This is a genomic window from Vibrio sp. 1CM24A (genome assembly GCF_023161725.1).
GTDB classification, from domain to species: Bacteria; Pseudomonadota; Gammaproteobacteria; order Enterobacterales; family Vibrionaceae; genus Vibrio; species Vibrio coralliirubri.
Genome location: NZ_JALNTS010000005.1, coordinates 222,115 through 240,974, shown reverse-complemented (window position 1 = coordinate 240,974; position 18,860 = coordinate 222,115). Strand labels below are relative to the sequence as shown.

Sequence of the window (18,860 nt, the reverse complement as noted above, 5' to 3'; positions counted from 1 at the left end):
CAGTCTAGGGAATGACGAAGATCGCTACATTATCCAATAGCTAAAGAAATTAGTGATAGCAGTAAAAAGCTATCCTTTGCATATTTAGCCCTTAGTTCCCTTACCTTCATTGGCAAGTGCTCATAATACTGACTCGCTTCGCTCATAGAGAAAAATCAAGTTTGGCGATAAACAAGCTAATTGATTAGCTCCATGACAACACAGACTGACTCTACTAACGAAAAAAAGTCGTCATCCTCAAGAGCGAGGAACGAGCGAGTTGGGGATCTCTACAATAGATAAAAACAAAAAAAGGTTGACGATATTCGTCAACCTTTTCCATTTGATGCGTCTGATACTCAATTCACGAAAAATATCGTATCTCGTATCTTCTTAAAGCTTACGTAAACCCGTTAGGGCTTTCTCTAGCCTTCTTTCCATTGGCGCCGAGATATCCATCTTCTCTTCACTACCTGGGTGTGTGAACTTGATGTTTGCTGCATGTAGGAACAGACGATCAAGACCAACCTTACCCGTGTAAGCATCAAAACGACGATCACCGTAGCGATCATCCCAAGCGATTGGGTGACCAGTATACTGAGCGTGCACACGAATTTGGTGTGTACGACCTGTAATTGGGCTAGCTTGAATCAACGTCGCCTCTTGGAACTTCTCTAAAACCTTAAAGCGGGTTTCAGAAGCTTTACCATTCGGGTTCACTCGAACAATGCTATTCACTTCATTTTTTAACAAAGGTGCGTTGACGACTTTGCAGCTGTTCTTCCATTCGCCCATCACTAAAGCGAAGTAGTATTTTTGAACCGTTTTTTCACGGAACTGTGCTTGAAGGTGTCTTAGCGCCGAGCGCTTCTTAGCAACAAGCAAAATGCCAGACGTATCTCTATCGATACGGTGCACTAATTCAAGAAAACGAGCATCAGGGCGAAGCGCACGTAATGCTTCAATCGCGCCAAACTTTAATCCGCTACCACCATGAACAGCAGTGCCAGACGGTTTGTTAAGAATTAGCATGTGATCATCTTCATAAATGATGCACTGTTCTAATTCTGAAACCTTGTTGAGTTTCGTGCTCGGCACGTTCTCTTCTGTTTTCTCTTCAATAGTAACCGGAGGGATACGAACTAAATCGCCAGCTTTTAGTTTGTATTCAGCCTTGATGCGCTTTTTATTTACGCGGACTTCGCCTTTACGCACGATTCGGTAAATCATGCTTTTCGGGATGTTTTTTAATTGGTTGCGTAAGAAGTTATCAATACGCTGACCAGCCATATCTTCGTCAATGTCGACGAATTGGACTTGGGTTCTAATTTCGCTCATTGCGCTATTGTATCACTGTCACTTTTGATAATTGAGATTTTCTTAGCCCTATTCCGAACTTATTTATCCCTAATCCTTACCGATCTATCACAAAATGGTCGTCGAAGTTCTATATTTCTTTGATTCTTCGAACAAAAAAGCATCAAGATTCCTGCAAACTAAAATATCAAAAGATAAATTATTTATAGACAGTGAGTTAGAGCTATCAAAACCCAAACAAAAACTGTTTTTTTTACAGCATTCCGACAAAGCAGATTGCTGTGTTTACCGACCACTGCTATAGTTCACAGCTGCTATCAGTGGTTTGACTATTATTTAAACAGCTAACCATTCATAAGCAAGTAAATGAGTAGATAACTCAGATTAGACAGTGCTGCAATCGGCGTAAGACACGGTCAACTGAGTTCCTTATCGCTCTACTCACGTACACTCATGTTGAGTATTCACCGCCACATCGCGGATCATAGGCTAACTCCCTATGATGACTGACGTGCCCCAGAGCATCCCTCTCCAGCCGGGAGGCTGCACCGATAAAGCCATGGGATCTGGCACCATGAGAAACGAAATAAAGCGATAAGAACAATGATGAAAATAAGAAAAGACAATGAGAATTTCTAAATGAAAAGAATGTTAATTAACGCAACTCAAAAAGAAGAGTTGCGTGTCGCTTTGGTTGATGGCCAACGACTGTTCGATCTAGATATCGAAAGTCCAGGTCACGAGTCAAAGAAAGCGAATATCTACAAAGGACGTATTACCCGTATTGAACCAAGCCTAGAAGCGGCATTCGTTGATTACGGCGCAGAACGTCACGGTTTCCTCCCTCTTAAAGAAATTGCCCGCGAATACTTCCCTGAAGGTTATACATACCAAGGCCGTCCTAGCATTAAAGAAGTGCTAAAAGAAGGCCAAGAAGTAATCGTACAAGTAGAGAAAGAAGAACGTGGTAGCAAAGGTGCTGCACTGACAACTTTCATCTCTTTGGCTGGTAGTTACTTAGTTCTTATGCCTAATAACCCTCGTGCTGGCGGTATTTCTCGTCGTATCGAAGGTGATGAACGCACTCAACTGAAAGCAGCATTAAGCACTCTTGAGCTTCCTCAAGGTATGGGCTTAATCGTGCGTACAGCGGGTGTTGGCAAAAGTGCAGAAGAGCTAGAGTGGGACCTGAATGTTCTATTGAACCATTGGGGCGCTATCAAGCAAGCTTCTGATTCAAATGCAGCTCCTTTCCTAATTCACCAAGAGAGTAACGTTATTGTTCGCGCAATTCGTGACTACCTACGTCGTGATATTGGCGAGATTCTAATCGACAGCAATACTATTTTTGAACGTGCACAAGCGCACATTCAATTAATACGCCCAGATTTCATGAATCGCGTTAAGAAATACGATGGTGAAGTGCCACTATTCAGCCATTACCAGATTGAAAGCCAGATCGAATCTGCTTTCCAACGTGAAGTTCGTCTTCCATCTGGTGGTTCTATCGTAATCGACCCAACAGAAGCACTGACTTCTATCGATATCAACTCTGCTCGTGCAACAAAGGGCGGCGATATTGAAGAAACAGCACTTAACACTAACCTAGAAGCTGCCGATGAAATTGCACGTCAATTACGTCTACGTGACCTAGGTGGTCTTGTTGTAATCGACTTTATCGATATGACTCCGGTTCGCCACCAACGCGAAGTAGAAAGCCGTCTACGTGATGCCGTTCGTTTAGATCGCGCACGTGTTCAGATTGGTCGTATTTCTCGCTTTGGTCTTCTAGAGATGTCTCGTCAACGTTTGAGCCCATCACTAGCAGAAGCAAGCCACCACATTTGTCCTCGTTGTACAGGTACTGGTGTTGTTCGTGATAACGAATCTCTAGCACTTTCTGTTCTACGTTTGATTGAAGAAGAAGCTCTAAAAGACAACACAGCACAAGTACTTGCTGTTGTGCCTGTTCCAATCGCTTCTTATCTTCTGAACGAAAAACGTCGCTCAGTAAACCACATCGAGAAAAACCAAGAAGTTAAGATCACTGTTGTTCCTAACTCAGACATGGAAACGCCGCACTTTGAGGTTATCCGTGTTCGTGAAGGTGAAGAGTTCGATCTACTGTCTTACTTGCTGCCTAACAAGCTAGAAGCTCTAAAAGAAGCGGAAAGCAAAGAGCCTGCTGAACAGACTATTCGTCCTAAGAAGATCGAAGAACCTGCTCTGAAAGGTTTCGCAGCTCCTGCTCAATCAGCACCGACTCCTGCTCCAGCACCTAAAGCTGTAGAAGAGAAGAAAGCTGAACCAGCAGCGACTCAAGAACCAGGCCTAATTGGTCGTTTCTTCAAAGCTATCGGTAGCTTCTTATTTGGCTCTTCAACTCAAGAAGAGAAAAAAGAAGAAGAGAAGAAAGAAGAAGAGAAACCTAAAAACAATCGCAACAACGGCAACCGTCAACGCCGTGATCGTAACGATAACCGTCGTCGTAACCAACGTGGTGAGCGTGGCGAACAGCGTAACGACCGTGGTGAACGTGGCGACAATCGTAACGAAAACCGTGACAACAAACGCCGTCGTAAGCCAGCTCGTGATGAGAAGCCTGAAGAGCAAAAAGAAGCAGCTCCACAGCAAACTCGTCAGCCTCGCAAGCCTAAGCAAGACCGTCGCAACAAGCCACGTGATGAGCAGAAGCAACGCGAAGAGCAAGCACCATCTAAATTAGCAGAAGAAGGTCTACAGCTAGCAGCAGAAGCACAAGCTGGTAAACCGGAAGCGCCTAAGGCTAAACCTGAAGCGAAAGCAGCTAAGATTAAAGAGCGTCGTCAGCGTCGTAAACTGAACAAGCAAGTTCGTGTTAAAGACCAACAAGCTCAAGCTGAAGATAATGCTTCAAAAGAGCAGGTTATTGCTAAAGAACAATCAGTAGCTCAAGAGCAAAAAGTTGCGGAACAAGTAGAAGCAACTCAAGCGAATGCAGAGCAAACTGAACAGGAAGAGCCGAAACAACGTCGTAACCGTCGTTCTCCACGTCACCTACGTGCAAGTGGCCAACGTCGTCGTCGCGGTCGTGATCGTCGCCCTAACCCATTCCGCCTACGTAAAGGTGGTGTAGCTTCTCCAGAGATGGCTATGGGTAAAGTGATGCCTCGCTTTATTCCAAAACCTCACCACAAGCAGGCAAAACCTGAAGTGGCTGAAGTTCAAGTAGCAGCTGAAGCTCAAACATCTGTTCAAGAGCAGAATGCTGCTCTAGAGACAGCACCACAAAGCAACGTAGCAATGGCTGGCGGCTTCGCATGTCCTGAACTAGCTATGGGCAAAGTGATTATCCGTCGCGAAGAAGCTGCTGTTGAAGCTCAAGTAGCTGAGACTCCTGCTGTAGTTGAAGCTCCTGCAGTCGTTGAAGAAGCACCAGTGGTTGTTGAAACTGCGAAAGTTGAAGCTCCAGTGATTGCAGAAGCGACGAAAGTTGAAGCGCCTGTTGTAGCAGAAGCTGTGCAAGCAGAAGCAACACCAGTTGTTGAAGCTGAAGCGCCTAAAGCTGAAAGTGCAAAAGTTGAAGAAGCACCTGTTGTAAAAACAGAAGCTCCTAAAGCGGCACCAAAGGCAGCTGTTGCTAAGAAGCAAGCTGGTTCACCAATGACTAAAGCTCCTGGTCCTCAAGAGATCAAAGAGATTGAAGTGATTGCAGCTCCGTTCCGCACTGAACGTTTTGTATCGAAAGGTGCAGGCAGTCAGGCAGCGTCGAACAAAGCTGGCGCGGCGATGACTAAGCCAAACTACTAGCGATTACTGATAGATAATCGCAAGTAAATAGAATCAAAGGCTGCTTATTAAAGCAGCCTTTTTCATATCTACTAATCGAATAAAAATTAACAGATATATTACTCAAAGTTAGGTTCAACCTTGAACTTAATCACATTTTTGGGTAGCATTCGCGCACTTATCTTTTCGACACTTCGCTATTGCCGCTCTTTTCCATCACTGTTTGGCTACGCAATACACCCGTGTCGGTAAATCCATCTTAAGCATAGCTGAGCAAACATGTTCGAATTCCCACAATTTTCAAAGCACTCTGTAAAGAATGACGTGCTTTCAGGTCTTACAGTAGCCCTAGCTCTGGTACCTGAAGCTGTAGCATTCGCCTTTGTTGCTGGCGTTGACCCAATGGTTGGTCTTTACGCAGCATTCATCGTAGGTTTAATCACTTCTGTCTTTGGCGGCCGTCCAGGTATGATTTCTGGTGCAACTGGCGCAATGGCAGTTGTAATGGTGAGCCTAGTGGCAACCCATGGTGTTCAATACCTATTCGCAGCCGTTATGCTGGCTGGCCTTCTGCAAATCGCAGCAGGTGTATTTAAACTAGGTAAATTTATCCGTATCGTTCCACACCCAGTAATGATTGGTTTCGTGAACGGTTTGGCCATTGTTATCTTCCTAGCTCAGCTTGGTCAATTTAAAGCACCAGACGTAACAGGTGCGTTGACTTGGTTACCAAGCGGTCAAATGACACTAATGCTAGGTCTAGTAGCCCTTACAATGGCTATCATCCACTTCCTACCTAAGCTAACAACAGCAGTACCATCTTCATTGGTTGCTATTGTTACAGTAACAGCTTTGGTTGTGGGTCTTGACCTTGAAACTCGCACTGTTGTCGACTTCCTACGTACAATGTCTGGTGACGAAGCTGCAACGCTAGCGGGCTCTCTACCAACATTCTCAATTCCTGCTGTTCCGTTTTCTTTAGAGACACTACAGATCATCCTGCCTTACGCAATTATCCTTGCGGCTATCGGCCTGATTGAATCTCTGCTGACACTGACAGTACTAGACGAAATGACAAACACTCGTGGTCAATCTAACCGTGAATGTGTTGGTCAAGGTATGGCTAACGTAACGTGTTCTGTATTCGGTGCGATGGGTGGTTGTGCGATGATCGGTCAATCGATGATCAACGTAAACTCAGGTGGTCGTGGTCGTCTTTCAGGTATCGTAGCCGCAGTTGCACTACTGATGTTCATCCTGTTCGGTTCTGCACTGATTGAAATGATTCCTCTAGCAGCACTTGTGGGCGTAATGTTCATGGTTGTTATCGGCACATTTGAATGGGCAACCTTCAAGCTTGCGCGTCGCGTTCCTAAGCAAGACTTCTTCGTTATCGTTCTTGTTACCGTAGTAACCGTACTGACTGACCTTGCTGTAGCGGTAGGTGTTGGTGTTGTAGCTTCAGCGCTAATGTTTGCTTGGCAACATGCTAAACACATCTACGCAGATACATCAGTAAACGCTGAAGGCTCAAAAGAGTACAAAGTTAACGGTCCAATCTTCTTTGGTTCGACAGCTAACTTCCTAGAGTTGTTTGACGCTTACAACGATCCACAAGATGTGATCGTTGATTTCGCAAACTCACGCGTTACTGACCACTCTGCAATTGAAGCGATCGATACAATTGCTGACCGTTACGCGGCGCTAGGTAAAACACTTCACCTTCGCCACCTAAGCCAAGACTGTGTTGCTATGCTGCACAAAGCGGGTAGCTTAGTTGAAGCGAACGTTGCAGAAGACCCAATCTACAAAGTAATGTCTAAGTAATCTTAGCTGTAGCTTTAAGTTAGATTTAGAGAGGCCGACATTCAATGTCGGCCTTTTTTATACCTATCGGTCAGCCCTTACGCTGATCACCAAACGACGTACATTGCTTCCACACTACATTGAACGCAGTATCGCTTCGCTAGACTCTTCGATTAAATCCAACACCAATTCAAAGCCATTTCCCTCACCATAATACGGATCGGGGATCTCTTGATATTGTGACTCTCCAAAGCTTAAAAATAACGCAAGCTTGTATTGGAGATGAGCGGGGCATTGGCTCATTAAGTCATCTAAATTCGCCCTATCGGCCGCGAGTATCAGGTCAAATTCTTCGAAGTCATTATCTACCACTTTACGAGAAGTAATCCCCTTAAAGCTGTAACCTCGCTTCTCTCCTGCAGATTTCGAACGCGAGTCTGGCGGGTTGCCTTGATGAAAACCAATCGTTCCCGCAGAGTCGACCACAACGTCAATATCCAGCTGTTGCGCTTTCTTTCTTAGCACCGCTTCACCTGTTGGCGAACGGCAAATATTTCCCATACAAACTACGAGTATCTTTTTCATCCCTAATCACCTGTTCTTCCGATGGTTTTTGCTATCGTTAAGTTAGGCTATGATAGGCGCAATCACAACTTAAAAGGATTTGTTATGTCGACTGAAGACAACAAAGAACAACGCCACAAAGCAAGACAACAGAAAGTAAAAGAACAAGTCGATGCTCGTGTCGCTGCAGCACAAGAAGTTAAAGGCCTATTGCTGGTTATCACTGGTAACGGCAAAGGTAAATCAACATCCGGTTTTGGTACGATTACACGTGCCGTTGGTCATGGTAAGAAGTGTGCCGTTGCTCAGTTTGTAAAAGGAACTTGGGATAACGGTGAAAAGAACGTTCTTCAAAAGCTCGATGTAGAGTTCCAAGTGATGGGCACTGGCTTTACTTGGGAAACTCAAAACAAGGCTCAAGATATCGAAGCCGCACAGCGCGTGTGGAAAGAGTGTCAGCGTATGCTAGCCGATGAGTCGATTGATGTAATTCTGTTTGATGAGCTGACTTACATGGTGAGTTACGGCTACATTGAACTGGATGAAGTGGTAGAAGCTCTAAACAACCGTCCGAAAATGCAATCCGTGATCATTACTGGCCGTGGCGCGCACCGCACTTTAACGGACATGGCCGATACCGTGTCTGAAGTTCGTAACGTTAAACACGCTTTCGAATCTGGTGTAAAAGCGCTTCAAGGCGTGGATTGGTAATCGGATTCAACCAGAGATCCCCGACCCGGTCATTCTTCCCTCTTTAGGATGACGACCACTAAACTGTCACGCCCTTGAACAAAGGACGAGACCTGTCGTCATCCCCTAGAACGAGTGACGCGTGTCATAGGGAATCTCTCGAAAGTATTATAAGCACCCAAACAAAAGCGCCATTCCTACAGTAGGAATGGCGCTTCTTTTATATACGAGTCAAAAACGTTTAGTTAAAGAAACCTTTCAATAAACCATCTACCGCTTCTTTGGTTTTCTCGTCTTTGATCTTGTCCGTTAGCTTGTTCACACCACGGTCAATTTCTTTCTGTGCTTTCTGTTTCAATACATCATCAAAAACAAGTGCAAATTTCGGGGCTGCCCACTGACCAGTTACCTTAATTGGGATAGTCACATCTTTCAGGTCGTCGATACTCTTACCACCCTGACCTTCAAGTGAACCCACAATTGATGTACGTACAAGGAAATCGACCGTTTCATTGATGAAGTTTGCTTTACCTTGACCAGTAACGCGCAGTAGTGGTGATTGTGCCGACAAGTCGTTCGTTGAAACCCAACCTTTATCCACTTTCAGTGTCGCTTTCATTGCACTGAAGTCCGTTTTTTGAGCTTCATTTGTGCTTTCAACTTTCTCGCCCTTGATCTTAGCGTAGTTTTCTCGAATCAGTTGAGCTACGTTGATGCCGTTAACCGCACCATCTTCAAAGTTAATCGCGATAGTACCGACAAGGTTCTTCTTGATTCCTGTTGGAGTTAAGCTCTTACCTTTCACGTTAACATCGATATTACCGGTACCTTCCAGCATATCGTTATCTGCAACATCAACCAGTAACGGTTGTACTTTCACGCCTTTGATTTTCTTCTTAGCCGTGTAAGTCGCTGGTGTTTTACGAGCGTCTAGCTTAGCCGTAGCTGAAATAGAACCTTGGTAAAGATTCGAGGTGAATGAAGTTAGCTCTGCGATACCACGGTTAACCGAAAATGCCGTTTTAACATTCTGCATCTTCGCGTTGTTCGCCTTGAACTTATCAATCGTGATGTCACCTTTCACGTCTAACGTTTTCAGAGCCGACAGATCAGGTTCCACTTCTTTAGCAGGAGCTGAACTACCTGAGTTTGACGTTGAGCCACCAGCAGAACCAGAAGGAGCAGTGCTCGCTGTTTCTGTTGTATTGCCTAAGCCTAGGAACTCGTCCAAATCGATATTCGGGCTATGAAGAGAGAAACGAACCTTTGGTATTTCAGATAGGGTTACATCTGCTTTACCGTCTAATGCAATAGCGTTAGCTTGTAGCTTCTCTAACACAAAGCTCAGGTGGCTCTTGTTAAGATCGAAGCTTAAGTCAGACAACATGTCGACTTTCATTGGAGACTGAGGAAGCGTGTCGCCTTTGAATGTTGAGTCTAACGTTAATTTGTTCAGCGTTACTTTTGAAATCGCGCTATCAACAGTAAGTTCACCGCCACCTTTAAGATCAAGGTCAAGGCCAGCCGCGTTACCGATTACAGCGTAAGTCAGTTGGTTTTCCTTATCGAACTCAAACGTATTCAAGCCAATTTTTGCTGACTCAATCGACGTCGCTGGATCATTGAACTTAGCGTTTAAGTCGATATTACGAAGTGCGTAACTTACGAAGCCTTCAGCTAACTTGAACTCTGCGCTACCTTCCGCAGAGAATTTCTGTTGATTGTTCTCACCAGAAGCCGCAAACGTCGCGGTTGTCCATGTATCAACGGCAAACTCAGAAAGATTCAAAGACACATCGTATAGCTTAGTGAATGAACCCGCTTGCTTGTCGTCCATTTCAAACAATGCGTTTGATACAGTTACGCCTGCAAGGTTGATCGTCCAACCCGATGCGTCTGTGGTAGTTTGCTCTTGAGGGGCAGGCGCTGATTCAGAACTTGTGTCTACTGCTGGCTCAGATTCTTGAGGCGCTGACGCTTGCGTTAGTGCATCAATGTTCTTGCGACCATCTTTAAGCGTTTCTAAATAGAATTCTGCACCATCTAGAGTAATGTTACCTATCTCTAGTTGGTTGCTAAATAGCGGAGTAACAGAAACATCAACGCCAACCGTATCAACCTTAAATAGGTTTGGTTGGGTGAACCCTTCAGGGTTACGTAATTCAGTTTGACCAAGTTCAAAGCCAATGGATGGGAAGAATTGCCAGCTGATATCACCCTCGATCACGAGCTCTAGGCCTGTGTGTTTTTGGGCTTGTTCGACAATTAATGGCTTAAATTGGTTGGGATTCACTAACAGCACTAGTGCCAGAATTGCTGCAACGACAACAAACACTGGTACAGCTATGAAAATGAGTAGTTTCTTCATCCGCATATTCCTTGCTTAGATTCCAAAAGAAAGTGGCACTATAAAAGTGCCACTGATTCGGTAAAAAATAAAGCTAAGTGAGTCACTTAGGCAAAATTTTATTCGATTAAGACTTCAACAACTTCGCAATGTGCGCTTTTAGCACATCAATCGCAATACGGTTTTTACCACCACGAGGAACGATGATGTCGGCATGTTGTTTTGAAGGCTCGATAAACTGCATGAACATTGGACGTACTGTTTCTTGGTATTGCTTAAGTACAGTGTCCATTGTACGACCACGCTCTTCTACATCACGCTTAACACGGCGTAGTAGACAGATGTCTAATGGTGTATCCATAAACACACTTGCGTGCATTAGTTTACGAAGACGCGGGTCTGTTAGAAGCAGAATACCCTCTAAAATGATCACTTTCTTTGGAGTAAGTGTAGTCGTTTCAGAAGTACGTGTGTGCTCTGTGTAACTGTATTCAGGAACTTCTACGGCGTTGCCACTCATTAGCTGCTGTAGATGTTCACATAAAAGATCATGATCTAGTGCATTTGGGTGATCGTAGTTAGTTTTAACACGCTCTTCCATACTCAAGTGGCTTTGGTCGCTGTAATAGCAATCTTCCGTGATAACACCAATTTGATGGTCGCCTACTTTTTCGCGCAATTCATTATAAATTGTACTAGCAATCAGACTTTTTCCTGAAGCTGAAGCGCCAGCGATACCTACGATGACACATTGATTATTATCAGACATTAATTTTGCACCCGATATGGTTTGGTGGTGGGAAGAGATAAACCGCCTGATTATAGGGGCTAAAGCACATAGATTCTAGTCGCCATTTTAGCTAATTGCAGTCAAATTGATGATATCAATGCATTTAATGAATACAATCGTTTGCTTTCAAATAACTTGCCTACAACTATTTGCACAACCCCAATGGCTATCAGCCTAAATCCAAGCGTTGTTTATCTAATCCAACATGATTAACACAACTTTTTGATTATCTTTCGCTATTCAACCAAAGAAAAGTTAATCGCCTCTGGTCTCGCCTTACCGGTCCAGAACATCTTCGCAGCCACATTCTCAGCAAGCTCTAAATAGTGACGTGTATGTTCACTGTCTGGACGACGAATCACCGTCGGACAACCTGCATCGATGTCTTCACGCACATCAATATGAAGAGGGATCTGTGCCAAAATATCGAGGTAAAATTCTTCTGACATAGCTTCTGCACCACCAGCACCAAAGATATGCTCTTTCTCACCACAGTGACTACAAATATGATAGCTCATGTTTTCAACTAAGCCTGCCACTGGCACGCTTACCTTATCGAACATCGCTACGCCTTTACGTGCATCCGCTAGTGCCAAATCTTGAGGAGTGGTCACCACTACTGCGCCCGTCACTGGGATCTGTTGCGACAACGTCAGTTGAATATCACCGGTGCCCGGTGGCATGTCGATCACAAGGTAATCCAACTCTGGCCATACAGTTTCATTAACTAGCTGCCCCAAAGCCTTTGCTGCCATAGGGCCACGCCAGATTGCCGCATCGTCTTTCGACACAAGATAGCCAATAGAGTGAGTGAAAATGCCATGTGCCTCGATTGGCATCATCCATTTGTTGTTCTGTACTTCTGGTTTCGCGTCTAGTTGGCCGAGCATCATAGGCACTGATGGACCGTAGATATCCGCATCCAACAAACCCACTTTTGAACCTGACTTAGATAACGCGAGCGCAAGGTTTACTGAAGTCGTTGATTTACCCACCCCACCCTTTGCTGACGTCACAGCGATAATATTCTTAACACCCTTCAATGGCGTCGCGACAGTGGTTTCCAGCGCAGATGGCTTCACGTTTACTTCAAACTGAAAAGCACTAACAAGCTGTTGTTCAATCTGAGAGTGGATCCACTGTTCCAATTCAACTGCAAGCTGATTAGCAGCAAAAGGCAAGGTGATAACAAATGATCCACGCGGATCAACCGACACAATATTTTGGTGTAGCGCCCACTCTGGGATGAGGATTGGTGACTCGAACTCATTCAACCATGAACAGAAATCTTGCTTAGAAGTAAAGTTACGCATTGGGGCTCCTTTTTTTATTTATGCTATCACCCACGAGATGAAGACTGAACCCCTAAAAAACTAGGGGAATCCTTTGTCTGATACCTTGGCGTATCACACGTTATAAAGTAGTATTACCTCTCAAATTTATACCTATCAAAAAAGCGAATTATTAAGTATGGCAACTGATCCAAGACAACTTTTGGTAACTTGTGCGCTTCCGTACGCTAACGGCTCTATTCACCTTGGTCATATGCTTGAGCATATCCAAGCTGATATCTGGGTTCGATACCAGCGTCTACGTGGCAACACTGTAAACTTCATCTGTGCTGACGATGCTCACGGCACGCCAATTATGCTTAAAGCTCAACAGATGGGTATCACGCCAGAAGAGATGATCGCTGCTGTTAGTGAAGAGCACCAAAAAGACTTCGCTGGCTTTGATATCAGCTTTGATAACTACCACAGCACACATAGCGAAGAGAACCGCGAACTGGCTTCTCACATCTACCTAGAACTTAAAAAGAACGGCTTCATTTCTAGCCGTACTATTTCTCAGCTTTTCGATCCTGAGAAAGAGATGTTCCTACCAGACCGCTTCGTAAAAGGTACTTGCCCTAAGTGTAAGTCAGAAGACCAGTATGGTGATAACTGTGATAACTGTGGTGAGACATACAGCCCAACTGAGCTAATTAACCCTAAATCAGCGGTTTCTGGCGCAACTCCAGTAATGAAAGACTCTGAGCACTTCTTCTTCGACCTACCTCAGTTCGAAAGCATGCTTAAAGAGTGGACTCGTTCTGGCTCTCTACAGAATGAAACTGCAAACAAAATGCAGGAATGGTTTGAGTCTGGTCTGCAACAGTGGGATATCTCACGTGATGCACCTTACTTTGGCTTTGAGATCCCAGGCGAAAAAGACAAGTTCTTCTACGTATGGCTAGACGCACCTGTTGGCTACATGGCTTCTTTCAAGAACCTATGTGACAAGCGTGACGATCTAAACTTCGATGAATACTGGAAGAAAGACAGCACAACTGAGCTTTACCACTTCATCGGTAAAGACATCGTTTACTTCCACAGCCTATTCTGGCCAGCAATGCTAGACGGCGCAGGCTTCCGTAAGCCAAACAACGTATTCGTACACGGCTACGTAACAGTGAACGGCGCGAAGATGTCTAAGTCGAAAGGCACATTCATCAAAGCAAGCACGTACCTAAACCACCTAGACCCTGAGTGTCTACGTTACTACTACGCTGCGAAACTAAACAGCCGCATCGATGACTTAGACCTTAACCTTGAAGACTTCACTCAACGTGTAAACGCTGACGTAGTAAACAAGATTGTTAACCTAGCTTCTCGTAACGCTGGCTTCATTACTAAGCGTTTTGAAGGCAAGCTAGCTGCTGAATTTGCAGAGCCTGAGCTATACAACGAATTCGTTGCTGCTGCTGAGCGTATCGGTGAGCTATACGAAACTCGTGAATTCAGCCGTGCTATCCGTGAAATCACTGCACTAGCGGATAAAGCTAACCAGTACATCGACGAAAAAGCACCTTGGGTTCTTGCAAAAGAAGAAGGCAAAGAAGCTGAGCTTCAACAAGTATCTTCTGTAGGTATTAACCTATTCCGCGTACTGATGGCTTACCTGAAACCAGTGATGCCAGAGCTTGCAGCTCGCACTGAAGCTTTCCTAAACGAAGAGCTAACGTGGGAAGCGATTGCGACTCCGCTAACTGATCACGAGATCACTAAGTTCAAAGCGCTATTCAACCGTATTGATCCTAAGAAAGTGGAAGCAATGGTTGAGTCTTCTAAAGAAGATGCAGCCGCTGAAGCAGCAGCGAAAGAAAAAGCAGAAGCTGAAAAAGAACAAGCAAGCCAAACTGAGCTAGACAAAGAGCCAATCGCAGACGAGATTGAGTTCGATGCCTTTGCAGCAGTAGACATGCGTATTGCTCGTATCATCTCTTGTGAAGAAGTACCAAAAGCGAACAAACTACTGAAGTTCCAACTGGACATCGGTGGTGAGACTCGCCAAGTATTCTCTGGTATCAAATCAGCATACAAACCTGAAGAGCTAGAAGGCAAGCTAACTGTAATGGTAGCAAACCTAAAGCCTCGTAAGATGAAGTTTGGTATGTCAGAAGGCATGATCCTCGCAGCGGGCCCTGGCGGCAGCGACCTATGGATCCTTGAGCCACACGAAGGTGCTCAACCTGGTATGCGTGTAATGTAATTCTGACTCCAGTCAGATAACAAGCACTCATCACTAAATCCCTAATGCATTTTTGACTTGAAAGAGTGAATCAGCATTGGGGATTTTTTATATCTACCGAAAATTAGCGTTCTCTGTTAGAGTCGCCGTCAACTATGCTATGTAGAGTAGAAATTGGTTCGTCGACAAAAATAGGCGAAACCAACACCTCTTTACTCTAAAACCCTTTTTAGGAATTCCCAGTGACTAACAACGAAATCTTGCGTCGTATTCAACACGCACTAAACCTTAAAAATGCACAAATCATCAAAGCTATCGAACAAGCTGATGTGACCGTTGCTCATGACCAAGTGATTAACTGGCTAAAAGACGACAACGACAAGTCATGCTCTAAGATGAAAGATAAAGAGTTAGCGGTATTCCTAAATGGTTTCATCAACCTTAAGCGTGGCAAAAAAGAAGGCGAGCAACCTAAACCTGAAGTTGCACTGACGAACAACATGATTTTCATGAAGCTTCGTATCGCATTAAACATGAAGGCAGAAGATGTTTTGGACGTACTAGAAGTGGTTGGCATTAGCTTGAGCAAGTACGAAATCGGCGCTTACTTCCGCAAGCCAGAAAACAAAAACTACAAAGTGTGTGAAGACCAGCTACTTTGCGATTTTCTAAACGGCGTGCAATTTACCAACCGCCCAGACTCAGAAGAGTTTGCGGGTTAAGTTGCTACTCCTAGATAAATTTTAAGTTGCTGCACATAGATAAATTACTCGTCATAGGTAAGTAACTGACCCACCGATAATTTTCTAGTAACGACAGATAAATAAAAAGCGGCGAGATAATTGAATTATCTCGCCGCTTTTTCGTTTTCTTTACGTCACTGACTAAACAGGAACAACAATAGTAAATCGATGGCTTAGCTATCGTCTTCAGTGAAGTTCGTTGGTAATGTCGTTTTCATTTCATTCCAAACTTGTGCACTTGCGATACCGTAGTTACGAATCACTAATGGCAAAGTTTCGCGCTCACCACTTTCACAGATAATGAACAACTCTTTATAAAAGTCCATCGCTAAACGTCGTGCTTCTGGGTTAGAGAAGTAGTAGCTACCGATACGGTCATACAGTTTACGCACACCGTTAAAGATCAGGCCGTAAATCTGGTTGCCTGAGTGGAATGCCAAACGTTGGAAAAGCATGTAATCATAGAAGTTGAAAGTCTTCGCGATTAAGATCGTCTGACGTTTCGCTTCATCTTTTTCTGAATCTTCTTTTACCGCTTGTTTGATCTTGTCAGCGTATGGCGACGATTCTAGGAACTCATCCCAAGTTGGTGCCGCAAGTAGTGCTTCACAAGATTCAATTACGTTACTGATAGTACGCTCTGAAGCTTCTTTATTTGCTTTGAATGCATAACGCATAAAGATAGGGCTGATATTAGTACGAGCAGCAAGCAGGTCTTCTACCATTTTGCTTGCGTTATCAACGTCCAACGTCATTAGCGTATCAAGGATATGAAGACCTGAGGTTTCCATAAACTGGTTAACTTTAGTGGGTTTGCCATGTTGGATTGTCAACCAACCATCACGAGCAAGACGTTGTAGTACTTCACGAAGCGTAGTACGTGTAACACCAATCAGCTCAGAAAGCTCACGCTCTGCGGGCAAGATAGAACCTGGAGGGAAACGGCCATTCCAAATACTCTCAATGATATACTTCTCTGCAAATCCTGCCGGGCTCTTCGCCTTAATGACCATCTACACTTCAATCCAATTTAATTATTCTGTTCTAATTTACTCATCATACCACTAGTTCACACCTAGCGGAAACACCCTCAAAAATTTTACTCACCCTAAACACAGTTAGAGTTATAACTCTAAAGTTCAGCACACGTTTGCACCTCAGGTTTGTAAAGCAAGCGACTCTAAACCACCATTTCAACAAACCGTTAACACAATAAATTTTCTTTAAAATCAATGAGATTGGTCATATTTTTAAAGCTATTAATTTGCAATATTAAGTTGTAATAATCATATATAAGTCGTCGTTATTCTGTAATTTTCAATCATTTCGCTGAAATATTGATTCTAGTCGGTTTTTATCACATTTTAAGTGGTATGCTTGCGCTACTTTGATCGCGTTTCTCAACAAAAAAGAGGTATTTTTAGTGCTACAGGGCTTTTCCTGTTGACTAAATGTTATCTAAGAGTAGAGTTGCGCTCAAAAATAAGCAGTGCTTGAGTTTCTAAGGGAGTGACTTGGCAAGACCACAGAACATTACATGGAATGTAGTTTTTCTAAGTCACTGTTAGTTATAGTTTTTAACAATTTCTATAGCTCGATTCTCAAAATGTTGTATTGCTTGTCTATTCATAATCAACATAAAAGAGTATTAACATGCCGATGTCTCTCGGAAACGCTTTTATCAAGAACTTCCTTGGTAAAGCTCCTGATTGGTATAAACTTGCCATCATTTCCTTTTTAATCATCAACCCGTTTGTTTTCTTCCTAGTTGACCCATTTGTTGCGGGCTGGCTATTGGTGGTTGAGTTTATTTTCACTCTAGCTATGGCTCTCAAATGCTACCCGCTTCAACCGGGTGGTCTATTAGCTATTCAAGCAGTCGCCATTGGCATGACCAAACCAGAAATGGTTTATCACGAGCTGCAAGCAAACCTTCCTGTATTACTCTTGCTCGTATTCATGGTTGCTGGCATTTACTTCATGAAAGAACTGCTTTTGTTCATTTTCACGAAGATCTTGCTTGGCATCCAATCTAAAATTTTACTCTCTGTTGCCTTCTGTGTTGCTGCCGCTTTCTTATCAGCATTCCTAGATGCACTGACAGTAATCGCCGTAGTTATTAGCGTTGCGGTCGGCTTCTACTCTATCTACCACAAGGTTGCATCAGGCAAGGGCACAACGTCTTCGCACGATCATACTCATGATGAAGAGATCTCAGAGCTAACTCGTGATGACCTAGAAAACTACCGTGCTTTCCTACGTTCACTGCTAATGCACGCTGGTGTGGGTACAGCACTGGGTGGTGTAATGACCATGGTAGGTGAACCACAAAACTTAGTCATTGCTAAGCAAGCAGGTTGGGAGTTCGGTGAATTTATCATCCGTATGCTGCCAGTAACACTGCCTGTTTTCTTCTGCGGTATTTTAACTTGTGCACTTGTCGAGAAATTCAAAGTGTTTGGTTACGGTGCTGAGCTGCCAATGAATGTTCGCCAAATCTTGGTTGAGTTTGACAACAAAGAACGTGCAAACCGTACCAAGCAAGACGTAGCAAAACTATGGGTTCAAAGTGCAATCGCAGTTTGGCTGATTGTTGGCCTTGCGCTTCATGTCGCTGAAGTAGGTTTGATTGGCCTTTCAGTGATCATCTTGGCAACGGCATTTACTGGTGTAATTGAAGAGCACTCGATGGGTAAAGCCTTTGAAGAAGCACTGCCATTTACTGCACTTCTTGCTGTCTTTTTCGCTGTCGTTGCGGTAATCATTGATCAAGGGCTATTTAAGCCAGTGATCGATGCAGTACTTCACGTTGAAGATAAAGGCGCACAGCTCGCACTATTCTATGTAGCCAACGGTATTCTATCGATGGTTTCAGATAACGTGTTCGTCGGTACGGTTTACATCAATGAAGTGAAAACTGCACTGGTTGAAGGCATCATCACTCGTGACCAGTTCGACCTACTTGCTGTTGCTATCAACACAGGTACTAACCTACCTTCTGTTGCAACGCCAAACGGGCAGGCTGCATTCCTATTCTTATTAACATCAGCACTTGCTCCGTTAATTAGATTGTCTTACGGCCGCATGGTTATCATGGCGTTGCCATACACCATCGTATTGGCACTTGTTGGCCTAGCAGGCATTGTGTTCTTCGTAGAGCCAATGACAGCATGGTTCTATGATGCAGGTTGGATCATTCAACGCACTGGTGAAGTCGTTGCTCCAGTTGTCTCCGGTGGTCACTAATCCAGCTTTGTGTTGTAAAGCACATTAAGTATAACTAACTAATCAAAAATATTAGTTGATTAGGAAACTTATCCAAGATAAAAAGCTCTGAGTAATCAGG

12 protein-coding genes are annotated in these 18,860 nt (G+C 44.0%); 6 read left to right on the top strand and 6 right to left on the bottom strand.

Going from position 1 to position 18,860, the window contains the following annotated elements:
• Positions 1-372: 372 nt before the first annotated feature.
• Positions 373-1,317 (bottom strand): 23S rRNA pseudouridine(955/2504/2580) synthase RluC, encoded by a 945-nt coding sequence (gene rluC, locus MSG38_RS13075; RefSeq protein ID WP_017054981.1) that lies wholly within the window; start codon positions 1,315-1,317, stop codon positions 373-375.
• Positions 1,318-1,935: 618 nt separating this feature from the next.
• On the opposite strand from rluC, the gene rne reads away from it, so the two are divergent.
• Both rne and MSG38_RS13065 read left to right on the top strand, forming a co-directional pair.
• Complete coding sequence (gene rne, locus MSG38_RS13070; protein WP_248401984.1) at positions 1,936-5,085, top strand: ribonuclease E; 3,150 nt, start codon at positions 1,936-1,938, stop codon at positions 5,083-5,085.
• 258 nt (positions 5,086-5,343) lie between these two features.
• Complete coding sequence (locus MSG38_RS13065; RefSeq protein ID WP_019823563.1) at positions 5,344-6,891, top strand: SulP family inorganic anion transporter; 1,548 nt, start codon at positions 5,344-5,346, stop codon at positions 6,889-6,891.
• A 114-nt stretch (positions 6,892-7,005) separates the two neighbouring features.
• Here the strand turns inward: MSG38_RS13065 and MSG38_RS13060 are convergent, their stop codons facing one another.
• A complete protein-coding gene (locus tag MSG38_RS13060) occupies positions 7,006-7,455 on the bottom strand; it encodes a low molecular weight protein-tyrosine-phosphatase (protein ID WP_050647441.1) in 450 nt (149 codons plus the stop codon).
• An 84-nt stretch (positions 7,456-7,539) separates the two neighbouring features.
• On the opposite strand from MSG38_RS13060, the gene cobO reads away from it, so the two are divergent.
• Positions 7,540-8,145, top strand: coding sequence for a cob(I)yrinic acid a,c-diamide adenosyltransferase (cobO, locus tag MSG38_RS13055; RefSeq protein ID WP_048610567.1), 606 nt, complete (start codon positions 7,540-7,542; stop codon positions 8,143-8,145).
• 220 nt (positions 8,146-8,365) lie between these two features.
• Here the strand turns inward: cobO and MSG38_RS13050 are convergent, their stop codons facing one another.
• The 3 genes from MSG38_RS13050 to apbC all read right to left on the bottom strand — a co-directional run bounded on the left by MSG38_RS13050 (position 8,366) and on the right by apbC (position 12,574).
• Positions 8,366-10,492, bottom strand: a complete 2,127-nt coding sequence (locus MSG38_RS13050; RefSeq protein ID WP_248401983.1) for an AsmA family protein — start codon at positions 10,490-10,492, stop codon at positions 8,366-8,368.
• A 106-nt stretch (positions 10,493-10,598) separates the two neighbouring features.
• Complete coding sequence (gene udk / locus MSG38_RS13045; RefSeq protein ID WP_004734002.1) at positions 10,599-11,240, bottom strand: uridine kinase; 642 nt, start codon at positions 11,238-11,240, stop codon at positions 10,599-10,601.
• 257 nt (positions 11,241-11,497) lie between these two features.
• The gene (apbC, locus tag MSG38_RS13040; protein WP_050633754.1) at positions 11,498-12,574 is read right to left on the bottom strand and encodes an iron-sulfur cluster carrier protein ApbC; all 1,077 of its coding nucleotides are present in this window, start codon (positions 12,572-12,574) and stop codon (positions 11,498-11,500) included.
• 157 nt (positions 12,575-12,731) lie between these two features.
• Here apbC and metG point away from each other — a divergent pair, with 157 nt between their 5' ends.
• Complete coding sequence (gene metG, locus MSG38_RS13035) at positions 12,732-14,792, top strand: methionine--tRNA ligase (protein WP_017062160.1); 2,061 nt, start codon at positions 12,732-12,734, stop codon at positions 14,790-14,792.
• A gap of 221 nt (positions 14,793-15,013) precedes the next feature.
• A complete protein-coding gene (locus tag MSG38_RS13030) occupies positions 15,014-15,493 on the top strand; it encodes a DUF1456 family protein (RefSeq protein ID WP_010437231.1) in 480 nt (159 codons plus the stop codon).
• 194 nt (positions 15,494-15,687) lie between these two features.
• Here the strand turns inward: MSG38_RS13030 and fadR are convergent, their stop codons facing one another.
• Positions 15,688-16,527, bottom strand: a complete 840-nt coding sequence (gene fadR, locus MSG38_RS13025) for a fatty acid metabolism transcriptional regulator FadR (RefSeq protein WP_017062161.1) — start codon at positions 16,525-16,527, stop codon at positions 15,688-15,690.
• Between the two features lie 640 nt (positions 16,528-17,167).
• Between fadR and nhaB the strand changes: the two genes are divergently transcribed.
• Entirely contained in the window at positions 17,168-18,760 is a 1,593-nt protein-coding gene (gene nhaB, locus MSG38_RS13020; RefSeq protein ID WP_048613194.1) for a Na(+)/H(+) antiporter NhaB, read from the top strand.
• Positions 18,761-18,860: the final 100 nt, after the last annotated feature.